The organism is Acinetobacter sp. CAU_H_S139_7, assembly GCF_058599305.1.
Genome location: NZ_CM178651.1, coordinates 332,518 through 344,077 on the forward strand (window position 1 = coordinate 332,518; position 11,560 = coordinate 344,077).

Annotated in this window: 14 protein-coding genes; 9 read left to right on the plus strand and 5 right to left on the minus strand. The window is 42.5% G+C overall.

Going from position 1 to position 11,560, the window contains the following annotated elements; translation table 11 throughout:
• The first annotated feature begins 11 nt into the window (after positions 1-11).
• Together AC4MC0_RS01545 and AC4MC0_RS01550 are read left to right on the plus strand one after the other, a co-directional pair.
• Positions 12-779 carry a sulfite exporter TauE/SafE family protein gene (locus AC4MC0_RS01545; RefSeq protein ID WP_491887254.1) on the plus strand — a complete coding sequence of 256 codons (768 nt, stop codon included), beginning with the start codon at positions 12-14 and terminating at the stop codon, positions 777-779.
• A 158-nt stretch (positions 780-937) separates the two neighbouring features.
• Positions 938-1,396: a hemerythrin domain-containing protein gene (locus AC4MC0_RS01550; protein ID WP_201706840.1), complete on the plus strand. Its 459-nt coding sequence runs from the start codon at positions 938-940 to the stop codon at positions 1,394-1,396.
• A gap of 42 nt (positions 1,397-1,438) precedes the next feature.
• On the opposite strand, the gene AC4MC0_RS01555 is transcribed toward AC4MC0_RS01550, so the two are convergent.
• From AC4MC0_RS01555 to serA, 3 genes are all read right to left on the minus strand, one after another.
• A complete protein-coding gene (locus tag AC4MC0_RS01555; RefSeq protein WP_234963378.1) occupies positions 1,439-2,311 on the minus strand; it encodes an EamA family transporter in 873 nt (290 codons plus the stop codon).
• 177 nt (positions 2,312-2,488) lie between these two features.
• Positions 2,489-3,364: an EamA family transporter gene (locus tag AC4MC0_RS01560; RefSeq protein WP_491887255.1), complete on the minus strand. Its 876-nt coding sequence runs from the start codon at positions 3,362-3,364 to the stop codon at positions 2,489-2,491.
• 138 nt (positions 3,365-3,502) lie between these two features.
• Positions 3,503-4,735, minus strand: a complete 1,233-nt coding sequence (serA, locus tag AC4MC0_RS01565) for a phosphoglycerate dehydrogenase (RefSeq protein WP_004691438.1) — start codon at positions 4,733-4,735, stop codon at positions 3,503-3,505.
• Between the two features lie 365 nt (positions 4,736-5,100).
• On the opposite strand from serA, the gene AC4MC0_RS01570 reads away from it, so the two are divergent.
• From AC4MC0_RS01570 to AC4MC0_RS01585, 4 genes are all read left to right on the plus strand, one after another.
• A complete protein-coding gene (locus tag AC4MC0_RS01570) occupies positions 5,101-6,510 on the plus strand; it encodes an FAD-binding oxidoreductase (RefSeq protein ID WP_131230705.1) in 1,410 nt (469 codons plus the stop codon).
• 140 nt (positions 6,511-6,650) lie between these two features.
• Positions 6,651-7,022, plus strand: a complete 372-nt coding sequence (locus AC4MC0_RS01575) for a hypothetical protein (RefSeq protein ID WP_078389157.1) — start codon at positions 6,651-6,653, stop codon at positions 7,020-7,022.
• A gap of 94 nt (positions 7,023-7,116) precedes the next feature.
• Positions 7,117-7,566 (plus strand): AbiH family protein, encoded by a 450-nt coding sequence (locus AC4MC0_RS01580; RefSeq protein ID WP_491887256.1) that lies wholly within the window; start codon positions 7,117-7,119, stop codon positions 7,564-7,566.
• Positions 7,567-7,610: 44 nt separating this feature from the next.
• Positions 7,611-7,835: a hypothetical protein gene (locus AC4MC0_RS01585; protein ID WP_491887257.1), complete on the plus strand. Its 225-nt coding sequence runs from the start codon at positions 7,611-7,613 to the stop codon at positions 7,833-7,835.
• On the opposite strand, the gene AC4MC0_RS01590 is transcribed toward AC4MC0_RS01585, so the two are convergent.
• A complete protein-coding gene (locus tag AC4MC0_RS01590; RefSeq protein WP_491887258.1) occupies positions 7,803-8,735 on the minus strand; it encodes an IS5 family transposase in 933 nt (310 codons plus the stop codon). The genes AC4MC0_RS01585 and AC4MC0_RS01590 overlap by 33 nt on opposite strands.
• A 41-nt stretch (positions 8,736-8,776) precedes the next feature.
• Here AC4MC0_RS01590 and AC4MC0_RS01595 point away from each other — a divergent pair, with 41 nt between their 5' ends.
• The 3 genes from AC4MC0_RS01595 to craA all read left to right on the plus strand — a co-directional run bounded on the left by AC4MC0_RS01595 (position 8,777) and on the right by craA (position 11,076).
• A complete protein-coding gene (locus tag AC4MC0_RS01595) occupies positions 8,777-9,217 on the plus strand; it encodes a pirin family protein (RefSeq protein WP_491887259.1) in 441 nt (146 codons plus the stop codon).
• A gap of 27 nt (positions 9,218-9,244) precedes the next feature.
• Entirely contained in the window at positions 9,245-9,598 is a 354-nt protein-coding gene (locus AC4MC0_RS01600) for a pirin-like C-terminal cupin domain-containing protein (protein ID WP_491887260.1), read from the plus strand.
• A 248-nt stretch (positions 9,599-9,846) separates the two neighbouring features.
• Positions 9,847-11,076: a chloramphenicol efflux MFS transporter CraA gene (craA, locus tag AC4MC0_RS01605; RefSeq protein ID WP_333653937.1), complete on the plus strand. Its 1,230-nt coding sequence runs from the start codon at positions 9,847-9,849 to the stop codon at positions 11,074-11,076.
• A gap of 114 nt (positions 11,077-11,190) precedes the next feature.
• Here the strand turns inward: craA and AC4MC0_RS01610 are convergent, their stop codons facing one another.
• A complete protein-coding gene (locus AC4MC0_RS01610; RefSeq protein WP_004977999.1) occupies positions 11,191-11,490 on the minus strand; it encodes a DUF3817 domain-containing protein in 300 nt (99 codons plus the stop codon).
• Between the last annotated feature and the right edge of the window lie 70 nt (positions 11,491-11,560).

Consider the following 11,560-nt stretch of genomic DNA (forward strand, 5'->3'; position numbering starts at 1 on the left):
AAGGATAAGGCGTGGACATCGACATTATTATCAGTCTGATCTTTTTTGCCTTTTGTGCAGGTGCAATTGACGCTGCCGTCGGTGGTGGTGGGCTGATCCAAATTCCCGCTTTGATGAATGCATTTCCGTCGATGGCACCTGCCACTTTATTTGGCACCAACAAATTAGCGGCAGTGGTGGGTACAGCCACTTCAGCCGTTTCCTTTGCCCGTAAAGTGCGCTTTGAATGGAAACTTTTGGCTGTGGTCGCAGTGTGTGCCACCATCAGTTCATTTGGGGGCGCGGCCAGTGTCGCCATGATTCCAAAAGAAGTCCTCCAACCCTTTGTCTTGCTCATGTTGATTGTGATGGCGGTCTATACCCTCATGAAGAAGCAATTTGGGCAAGTGCATATGGCGCAAACTGTGACGCCTAAAATTTTGCTGTTGGCGGGAATCGGGAGTTTAGCCATTGGCTTTTATGATGGTTTGTTTGGCCCAGGCACGGGCAGTTTCTTTATTTTCTATTTTATTCGCTATTTACGCGTTGATTTTTTGCATGCGGCGGCATTGGCTAAAATTGGCAATGTGATGACCAATCTTGCAGCGCTAAGCTTTTTCATTCCCTCGGGGCATGTGCTCTTTGCTGTAGGAGGCACGATGGCCGTCGCAAATATGATCGGGTCTATTTGTGGGGTAAAAATGGCGCTGAAATACGGCAGTGGTTTTATCCGCATTTTATTTCTTATTTTGGTGACGATTCTGATTGTAAGATTGAGCTATCAAATGTTTTTGATGTAATCGGGCTCCACCTTTAAAACTTCATTACAAAAAACGCGCAGTCTGTGACCTCATTTCTCGTTTATTGCATTTATGATCAATACAGTGCACTCAACGCTGTGCCAAGAAGCTTTTCAATAAAAAATGATGTTTTAAGTTGAATGGAACTGGAGCATAGAATGAATATATTTGAAGCCTTAAGAGAAAGTCACGTTATACAACGAAATTTGGCTGAACGACTACTCCAAACTTCAGGGGATACGCCTGAGCGCCGTGAGCTATTTGAACGGCTTAAAAATGAATTATTTGCCCATGCTGTGGCAGAAGACCGTTATTTTTATATCCCTTTAATGATGACTGATTCGGGTCTCAACATTACCCGCCATGCTTTGGCAGAACACCATAAAATGGATGAGTTATTGGAACAATTGACCGAGACGGAGTTCTCCAATCCGGGCTGGTTGGCAATTGCAAAAAAATTATCGGAAACTGTACATCATCACTTACAAGAAGAGGAGCATGGTTTCTTTCAGCAAGCAGGAAAAATTTTACTCGATGCTGAAAAGACTGCGCTCGCCAAGCAGTATCAGCAGGAATACAAAAAGTACAAAAAAATTGAAAAAGACAGTTTAGTTTAAGTCCATTTTCAACCAAAGATGGCGAGTGCCATCTTTGGTGATTTAAAGCGCGTCATCACTTTGCGGTTTGGCTCTAAAGGTAACACCAACAGAGGCAATCATAATGCAAACCAGCGCCAACGTTTGCCACATGCTAATTTGCTCTTTTAGTAGTAACCAACCTGCCAAGGCTGCTAAAGCCGGCGACAAACTTGAAAGCGTCCCATAGCTGAGTTTACTTAAACGTTTCAAAGCCATGAGGTCTAGAGCATAGGGAATGGTTGTGGCGAGTAGTGCAATCAATAAGGCTTTCGGCCAGTATTCCGTTTGCATCAGCGCTGTAGGGTTATGCGTGGCACTAATGGGCAGAAGCACCAAGGCTGAGATCACAATAGCAATACTGAGGGCATGCATGCCGATATTTTGACGGACGACTTTTTGCCCAAAATAAATATACAGCGCCCAGCAAGCACCCGCTGAAACCGCAAATGCAGCTCCTAAGAAGGAGAAGTTGGTTGCATTGGCTTGATGCCACGGCACCATCAGTGCAATGCCTAAAATCGCTAATCCGACCCAAATATAATCACGACGTTGTTTGATCGAGAGTAGCGCTAAAGTTAAAGGGCCTAAAAACTCTAAACCTACGGCAATACCTTGCGGCAGTCTACCCAGTGAAGCGTAGAATAAAATATTCATGAGGCATAAGGCTGCCGTATAGCTCAGTAAATCTTTCCATTTTAAATGCGGTAGGCGTTTAATGATGCTCCATGAGCGGAACATCAGCACAATTAAAATTGCCGCAAAGCACAGTCTAAGGGTCACCACGGTGAGGGGATCCAGGATTGCAATCAACTGCTTGGCAAAAGAAGCACTGATTTGATAGGACAGCATGGACAAGACCATGAACATCACTGCCATCAGTTGAGAATTAGGCATCATGCACACATCAGGTCATGGCGACCTGTTATTTTAAGACGGTGGATTAGTATAACGATTCAGCACCCAAGTTGGCTGCTGAATAAGCTGAATTTTTTAATGCAATGACATGAATTTAAAAGTAATCGATAGAGCCTTTGGATTTAAAAGCTAAATTCAAACGTTTGATCACATGGTTTAAACTACAGTTTTTCGGTTTTTCTGGGCTGTATGGGTACAACCAATAGACGCCATGATAATCACGCTGAGCGCAAGCCACTGTGACCACAATAGTTGCTCGCCTAGAAAGACAAAACCGGATAGTGCTGCAATGGCAGGCTCAAGGCTCATGAGCGTCCCAAAACTTAAAGCGGTTAAATTGCGTAGCGCAATCATTTCCAAGCTAAAAGGCAAAGCGCTGGCCAAAACTGCCAAAGCTACGAAATAGATCAGGTTTGAGGGTTCAAACACATTTGTGGGTAAACCACTGAATAGGGCGAGCGGCATTAATATCAGCATGCCGACAAACATGCCTAAGCACACGGTATGGTTGCCCGAAACACCCGATGGGCGCTGTCCCGCCACGATATACAAGGCCCAACATGCACCTGCACCTAGTGCAAATGCAATCCCAAGAGGATCTAAAGGTTGAGCAGCTTGGTCGAAAGGAAACAGTAAAACCAAGCCTAAAATAGCCAGCCCGACCCAAACAAAGTCAAAGCGTTGTTTGGCATAAAACAGGGCAACACTGAGCGGGCCAATAAACTCAAACGACACTGCAATGCCGAGTGGCAGGCGAGCAATGGATAAATAAAACAAGAGGTTCATGCCTGCCAAAGCAAAACCATAGCTGAGAATGGCTTTATATTTGACTTGCTTAAAGTCAACCTGCCAAATTTTAAACAGCACGGCCAAAATGATTGATCCCAACAGCAAGCGCATGGCGGAAACGGTTAAAATGGGAAATTGATCGAACAGCACTTTGGCCAGTGAGCCACTACTTTGCAAGCTAAGCATTGCAATCAGCAATAAAAAGGTCGCTTGGAGGTGGGGAGTACTTTTTAGATTTGGCATTATTAGAATACTAGATAGAGAAATGAATACTTGCGAAAAGTAGCGGAGAATGTGCTTGGATCGCACATAAAATTTTAACAAGTATTCAAAAATAAAAAAACCACAGCTTGGCAGCTGTGGTTTTTAAATAGAGTCGAATTAGAACAATACGCGAACGCGGATTGTGCCTTCAACGTCTTGTAGCGTATCTAAAGCTTCTTGAGATGCTGTTGCGTCTACATCCATCACCAAGTAACCCACATCACCTTTGGTCATTAAAGACTGACCAGAAATGTTGATGCCGTGTTCAGCAAACAAGTTATTGATTTTTGACAACACGCCTGGCACGTTTTTGTGGATGTGAAGTAAACGGTGTTTGCCTTCGGTCAACGGTAACGCGATTTCTGGGAAGTTCACCGCAGATAAAGTCATACCTTTATCTGAATAAGAAACGAATTTCTCAGCCACTTCTAAACCAATGTTCGCTTGCGCTTCCATAGTCGAACCACCCACGTGAGGGGTTAAGATCACGTTTGGAATATTACGTAGTGGAGAAATGAACTCTTCACCATTGGCTTTTGGTTCTTTCGGGAACACGTCAACCGCGGCACCCGCAACATGACCTGATTTCAAGGCATCTGCTAAGTCTTCAATCACGACACATGTACCACGTGCAGCATTGATGAAGATTGCACCTTCTTTCATTTGTGCAAATTTTTCTTTGGTCATGAAGTTACGTGTAGACGGAACATCAGGTACATGCAAAGAAACAACATCAGCATTGGCTAAAAGTTCGTTTAAGCTACCGACTTGACGTGCATTACCTAATGGTAGTTTCGTTACTGTGTCGAAGTAGATCACTTTCATACCCAAGCTTTCAGCAAGGACAGAAAGTTGTGAACCAATTGAACCGTAACCAACAATCCCTAAAGTTTTGCCACGAGTTTCGAACGAACCAACCGCTGACTTGTTCCAACCGCCTGCATGTGTATCTGTCGATTTTTCAGGTACACGGCGAAGAAGAAGGATAGCTTCAGCAAGTACAAGTTCAGCCACTGAACGTGTATTTGAGTATGGTGCGTTAAATACTGGAATACCACGAACCATCGCAGCATTTAAGTTCACTTGGTTGGTACCAATACAGAAACAACCAACAGCGATTAATTTATTCGCTGCTTCAAACACTTCTTCAGTGAGTTGTGTACGGGAACGAATACCAATGAAATGTGCATCTTTAATCGCTTCTTTCAACGCTTCACCTTCAAGCGCAGTTTTACGATAATCGATGTTGGTGTATCCGGCAGCATTTAGTGTGTCGATTGCGTTTTGGTGAACGCCTTCTAACAACAAGAAACGAATTTTATCTTTAGGAAGTGAAAGATGTTGGCTCATTACGGCTCCGCTACAAAGGCCAAATTTAGTGGCGATATAATAGCACGTACCGCGCCCGATATACATTTCCTTTATGCGGACTCTGCTGGGTATTTTTAACCTCTATAGTGCGTAAAAAAGTCTTTTTGGTCTAATTAAACTAATCATTTCAAAGGTATCCTGAATAAAACAGCTTTTTCTGCGGGAAACAGAAAAAATGCCTTATAATATGACTCCGTGAAAATAAGCCAGTTGCACACTGCTGCTTAAATCCTCACGAACTGCCTGAGCCTTAGGGCATGGAAAGACTGAAATGAAGTGCTTTTCATGCAGAGAACCCTAGCGGCCACAAACAACTTGTTTACTTCTTGCAAGGTCTGAAAACGATGAATGCTCCAGTCGCTTTAACCCCAGAGTTATTGACCCAATTGACAGCAATTGTGGGTGAAAACCGCATTAAAACTGATGCGGATAGCCTTGAAAATTGGGGGCGCGATCATACCAAACATTTTGATCCAAACCCGTCAGTCATCGTTTTTCCATCGAGCACGGAACAAGTGCAAGCGGTTGTGAAACTTGCAAATGAGTTCAATGTTGCGATTACACCATCAGGTGGTCGTACTGGCTTATCTGCCGGTGCAGTTGCTGCCAACGGTGAAATTGTGGTGAGCATGGACAAGATGAACCAAATCTTGGAATTCTTCCCAGCAGATCGTATGGTTCGCGTCCAAGCAGGCGTGGTGACTGAGCAGTTGCAAAATTATGCTGAAGAGCAAGGCATGTATTACCCCGTCGATTTTGCTTCTGCGGGTTCGAGTCAAATTGGTGGAAACATTGGCACCAATGCAGGTGGTATTAAAGTCATTAAATACGGTATGACGCGTAACTGGGTACTTGGTTTAACTGTAGTCACGGGTAAGGGGGATGTGCTGCGTCTAAACAAAGGCATGATCAAAAACGCAACCGGTTATGCACTACAACATTTATTCATTGGTGGTGAAGGGACACTGGGCTTAGTGACTGAAGCTGAAATCAAGCTGGAACGCCAACCGCAAGACCTTCAAGTAATGGTATTGGGTGTACCTGACTTTGATGCTGTGATGCCTGTACTGCATGCTTTCCAAGCAAAAATTGACCTGACTGCATTTGAGTTCTTTGGTGAACTGGCAATGCAAAAAGTGTTGGCACATGGTCATGTACAACGTCCATTTGAAACCGAATGTCCATTCTATGTATTGTTAGAATTTGAAGCGCCATTTGAGCCAATTATGGACAAGGCGATGGAAATTTTTGAGCACTGCATGGAACAAGGCTGGGTACTGGATGGCGTGTTGAGCCAAAGCCTCGATCAAGTGGAAAGCTTATGGCGTTTACGTGAAGACATTTCTGAGTCGATTGCTCCATTTACACCATACAAAAACGACATTTCAGTTTTGATTACGCATGTGCCTGCATTTATTAAAGAAATTGATGCGATTGTGGCAAGTAACTACCCTGACTTTGAAATCTGCTGGTTCGGCCATATTGGTGACGGGAACTTACACCTAAATATTTTAAAACCGACTGATTTAAGCAAAGACGAATTCTTTGCCAAATGTCAGGTGGTGAATAAATATGTCTTTGAAACTGTGAAAAAATACGACGGTTCAATTTCTGCGGAGCACGGCGTTGGCATGACCAAAAAGCCATACCTTGACTACACCCGTTCGGCGGAAGAGATTGAATATATGAAGGCATTGAAGCAAGTTTTCGATCCAAACGGGATTATGAACCCAGGTAAATTATTCGACCTTTAAGTCCGAATTGGGTTTTAAAAGCGCATCCACCGTGATGCGCTTTTTTATGGTTGAAGGGACTGAATTACATTTACTAAATAGTGTAATAGGCCTAAAAAAGGCATGATGGACTGATAAATAATGAATTTTGGGTGGGATTTATGTTGCGTCTTATTTTAGCTTCGGCCGTATGTGTGGGATTATTGTCTGGTTGTGCGACGACCAAAGAATTAGTAAATAAAGTCGGTTCGTCAGATACGCCGTTGGCTCAGGTACTTAAAGAGCGTCCAGATTTGCGTAATGAGTTGGCTACGGTTGAAATTCGTCAGTACTTTAATACGGTTGAGTCACCGACTGCGGCAGAAGTTAAAGTGACTGAAACAGGGTTGTTAGATGATTCGGTGAAGTCAGTACGTACCGTGTATAACTTTAAGTTGGTCGATGGTGACTGGGAAAAAACTGCGACGAAAACCTCTTACCAATGTGCGCGCGGTAAAAATACCAAGAACTTCCAAACAGCCAAATGTGCATAATAAATCTTTGATTTATGGTTGAAATATAGGCAAGTTTGCCTCATAAAAAGCGTATCGGTTGATGCGCTTTTTTGCTTTTTGGGGTTTTATAAAAATGAATATTTTGATTGTTGGGAACGGTTTTGATTTGTCACATTATTTGCCGACGAAGTATGATCATTTTATGGATGTAATGGGGGCAATAGAAAATTGGGATGTGTCAAAAGGTGAAATGAACTTTGATGATCTATTTGGTGCTTTATATGAAAAAGAAAGCTACTTTTTTGGCTATACAAAAGCAATGTATAAAACGGATGAAATAAAAATATCAGTTGATCAAATCAAAGATTTACAAGAACAGTTGAAAGATAATGTTTGGTATCAGTATTTTTCAGATCATGTGAAAGAAGTAAAGACATGGATTGATTTTGAAACTAAAATTGAGGAAGCGCTAGAAATTGTTTGTGATTTTATGGATGAAATAGAAATATATTCAAACAAAAATAATTCATTAGAAAAAATAATTTCCTTTTTGGAAGGAGGAAAAGCGAAGGATTATTTTTAAGTCAAAAAAGTATTAGAGTTTTAGGGTTATTAAAGATACTGGATGTGGAATATAAAAATTTGGGGATTGATTTTAGTTCACAAGTTGTTGGTTTTGATGGTGATTGGAATCATAGTTTTTCGAGTCTGTCTGAAAGTTTTTTGGCCAAATATAAAGGTTACGATGATTTTTTATATAAAAATGTGGCTTTGTTGCACAAAGATTGGAAATGCAAAGCACCCCTAATTGAGCTAAATTTAAGGCGTAACTTGGGTAAGTGGTCGACCTAATTCCGTAAATCTGTTAAGGACTGCTACACGTGCATGGATTTCATTCACTTGGCTATCAAAACTCCTTGCACTGAGTTTATCGCCTAATAATTTGATGCAATGCATCTTAGTTTCAACCAAACTTCGACGATGATAGCTTGACCATTTTTTCCATAGTGTCCTGCCTAAACGTTTAATTGTTCGAAGTAATTCATTTCGCTCTAGCGAGCTACTCTTTGTATCTTTCCATGGTTTCGCATTTTTTCTAGGTGGAATCACCGCATGCCCTTGCCGATCTGCAATGACCTGACGGCATTGCTTGGTGTCATAAGCTCCATCGGTATAAACAGAGTCAATCCGCTCATCTTGTGGAATCTGATTAAGTAAATCACCAAGCACCTGTGAATCACTGACATTATTGGTTGTAAGCTGAACTGCTCGTATTTGTAGGGTTTTAGCATCTATACCAATATGAAGTTTACGCCATTGGCGACGATATTCAGGTCCATGTTTCTTGCGTTTCCATTCGCCCTCACCTAGAAACTTCATGCCTGTAGAGTCCATGAGTAGATGCAGCCCATCGCTACTTTTTTGGTAGCTGATTACAATATCAATATGCTTTTGTCTTCTACAAAGCGTGGTGTAATCTGGAGCTATCCAATTTAATCCGCAAAGTTTAATCAGACTTTGCACAAAGCCAGTGACCATACGTAAAGACAGACGGAATAAGGATTTAATCATTAAGCAGCATTGGATGGCTGCGTCGGAGTAGGTTTGATTTCGCCCTTGTTTGCCTTTTGATGGCGCATACCATTGCGTAGCAGGATCAAACCAAATGGCAATATTTCCGCGACTAATGAGTGCTCGGTTATATGCGGGCCAATTGGTTGTGCGGTAGATTTTGTGTGTAGGCTTCTTCATTTGAAAATTATATCGCTGAAAAAGCCTTTACAGATAGGTTTGTGCAACAAAGCCACTATGAACTGGGGAATTCGGTTTCACCTTTTCTATTGCTGGATCATATAGGCCCGAGTTATTTACAACCAACTCGCTTAAAAAAGGGCGTGAGTGAACATCCGCATCGTGGCTTTGAAACCGTAACCATTGTTTATCAAGGTGAACTCACCCATCAGGACTCTACAGGCAGTGGCGGTGTGATTGGGGCAGGGGATGTACAGTGGATGACAGCAGGGGCTGGAGTACTACACGAAGAAGTATTTAGTGAGGCATTTTCCAAAACAGGTGGGGTATTTGAAATGATCCAACTGTGGGTCAACCTACCAGCCAAAGACAAAATGAATCCTGCACGTTACCAACACTTGAGTCATGAAGCTATTTCAGAAGTTGAGTTGGCGAAAGCTCAAGGAACGGTCAGGGTGATTGCAGGGACGTATGAAAACTAGACAGGGCCTGCTCAAACGCATAGCCCTATGACCGTGTTGGATGTTCAGCTTGCAGCGGATACGAAAACAGTTTTACCTGCATTGGAAGGCGAAACGACACTGCTGTATATCCGTAGTGGTCGTCTTCAACTCAATAGTGGCGAAACCGTTGAAGCACAGCAGATGGCAGTCATGTCCAATCATGGCGAGCACCTTGAAATACAAGCGGTACAAGACAGCGCTTTTTTATTACTCAGTGGGCAGCCTTTAAATGAACCGATTTATGGACGCGGTTATTTTGTCATGAACACCTTCACCGAAGTTTTACAGGCGTATGAGGACTTAAAACAAGGGCATTTTATTGCGCCTAATACAAAACCAAATGCGACAGATGAAACTTAAAAAAGTAACAATACAAACAGATGCAACACTGCTAAAATAGCTTAACTGAGCTTTGTCAGTGTCACCGCTCAGTCTATTTTAATAACACCTTTTCTAAAAACGCTTTGTGAATACAGCGTAAAACCAGTGTGCATTTCTCGCACCCACACATTTTTTATTCAATTTTACAGTGCTTGCCATTGGGCTTAGTCGTCTCTCCCTCTAACTGACTTTGCTCAGGCTTGTACGCATTTTATATGTAGATAACAATGCAAAACGTACAAACTTTAAAGTTAAGCCGTGCCACATTGATGTTTCCTTTGGCATTGGTTTTATTCGAATTTTCGGTCTATATCGGTAACGATTTAGTCCAGCCTGCTATGCTCGCGATTACCCAAGACTTTGGAGTAAGCAGTGCGTGGGCACCATCCTCTATGTCCTTTTACTTACTGGGCGGTGCTTGTGTCGCGTGGCTGCTTGGACCACTCTCAGACCGTTTAGGCCGTAAAAAAGTGTTGCTCGCAGGTGTGGCATTTTTCGTGCTGACCTGCCTCGCGATTTTACTCACTCAAAACATTGAGTCTTTTTTGGCGCTCCGCTTTTTACAAGGCGTGGGGCTATCGATGATTTCTGCTGTGGGTTATGCCGCAGTACAGGAAAGTTTTGAAGAACGTGATGCCATTAAAGTCATGGCACTCATGGCCAATATTTCTTTGTTGGCACCGCTGCTTGGTCCCGTTGTTGGCGCATTTATGATTGACCATGTGTCATGGCATTGGGGCTTTATTGGCATCGCCTTTTTGGCTTTTTTAAGTTGGTTTGGTTTAAAAGCCAAAATGCCTGCGACACAGCAGCGTCATTCTAAAAAGCCGCTGCGCTATATTTGGGATGACTATAAAACGGTCTATAAAAATAAGACCTTTTTGGCGCTCACCTTTGGCCTACCCATGGTCGCCATGCCTTTGATGCTGTGGATTGCGCTGTCGCCTGTGATTTTGGTGGAAGAACTTGGCTTGAGCAGTATGCAATACGGCTTGGCACAGTTCCCCGTCTTGGGCGGTCTCATTCTGGGCAACATTGTATTGATTAAAGTCATCGACAAAATGGCACTCGGTAAAACTGTGTTACTCGGTTTGCCTTTAATGTTCGTCGGTACGCTTTTGGTGGTGCTCGGCACCATTTTCCAAAGCTATTTCTTGCCGTTACTGATTGTGGGGATGACTTTGGTGAGCTTTGGCGAAGGTATCAGTTTTTCGGTGTTATATCGCTTTGCGTTGATGTCATCGGAGGTGTCCAAAGGGACGGTCGCCGCAGCCGTTTCGGTACTGATGATGTTTACGTTTTTCTTCGTGATTGAACTGGTGCGTATGGCTTATGTGGCATTTGGTCTTTGGGCCTACAGTTTGGTCTGCCTCAGTTTAATTGCGTTGTGGTTTAGCTTTCCACGTGCGACCGTGAAAAAAGTGATGCAAAAACGTCTTGAGAGTGGTGTTTACTAAGATTTTATTCGCTGAATTCAGCTAAGTTCACATTATAAAAAAAGCGCGCATTCATTTGAATGGGCGCTTTTTTATTACTGCTCTAAAAAATCCTTTTAAAGCCAGTTTTTTAACTTAGGCTTCAGCTTGCTCAGGTTCTAATTTTTTAATTTTGGCATCAAACACAAAAGGCCCAAAAGGTAAGATTGAAGCGATCAAACCTAAAATAAACATCTTCAAAGACCATTTTTGCTTTTCACAGACCACAAACAGCACGATGAGAAACAAGATAAATAATACGCCATGCCCCATACCCACGTATTTGACTAGGATCGGGTTATCAAAGATGTATTTCATTGGCATCGCAACGAATAACAACAGTAAAAAAGAAATCCCTTCTAAAAATCCTACAACACGTAATGTCTGAATGTTCATGGTCAAAAAATCTATGAGAATGAAGCTCGAGTGTACGCAAGAACCAGATAAAAATGAACCACAATACACC

What these genes read in the sequence shown, in the direction of transcription:
- AC4MC0_RS01610 (WP_004977999.1), bottom strand. Translation starts at nt 11,490, where the DNA reads ATGAACATTCAGACATTACGTGTTGTAGGATTTTTAGAAGGGATTTCT.
- craA (WP_333653937.1), top strand. Translation starts at nt 9,847, where the DNA reads ATGCAAAACGTACAAACTTTAAAGTTAAGCCGTGCCACATTGATGTTT.
- AC4MC0_RS01575 (WP_078389157.1), top strand. Translation starts at nt 6,651, where the DNA reads ATGTTGCGTCTTATTTTAGCTTCGGCCGTATGTGTGGGATTATTGTCT.
- AC4MC0_RS01550 (WP_201706840.1), top strand. Translation starts at nt 938, where the DNA reads ATGAATATATTTGAAGCCTTAAGAGAAAGTCACGTTATACAACGAAAT.
- AC4MC0_RS01600 (WP_491887260.1), top strand. Translation starts at nt 9,245, where the DNA reads ATGACCGTGTTGGATGTTCAGCTTGCAGCGGATACGAAAACAGTTTTA.
- AC4MC0_RS01555 (WP_234963378.1), bottom strand. Translation starts at nt 2,311, where the DNA reads ATGCCTAATTCTCAACTGATGGCAGTGATGTTCATGGTCTTGTCCATG.
- AC4MC0_RS01570 (WP_131230705.1), top strand. Translation starts at nt 5,101, where the DNA reads ATGAATGCTCCAGTCGCTTTAACCCCAGAGTTATTGACCCAATTGACA.
- AC4MC0_RS01560 (WP_491887255.1), bottom strand. Translation starts at nt 3,364, where the DNA reads ATGCCAAATCTAAAAAGTACTCCCCACCTCCAAGCGACCTTTTTATTG.
- AC4MC0_RS01580 (WP_491887256.1), top strand. Translation starts at nt 7,117, where the DNA reads ATGAATATTTTGATTGTTGGGAACGGTTTTGATTTGTCACATTATTTG.
- AC4MC0_RS01590 (WP_491887258.1), bottom strand. Translation starts at nt 8,735, where the DNA reads ATGAAGAAGCCTACACACAAAATCTACCGCACAACCAATTGGCCCGCA.
- serA (WP_004691438.1), bottom strand. Translation starts at nt 4,735, where the DNA reads ATGAGCCAACATCTTTCACTTCCTAAAGATAAAATTCGTTTCTTGTTG.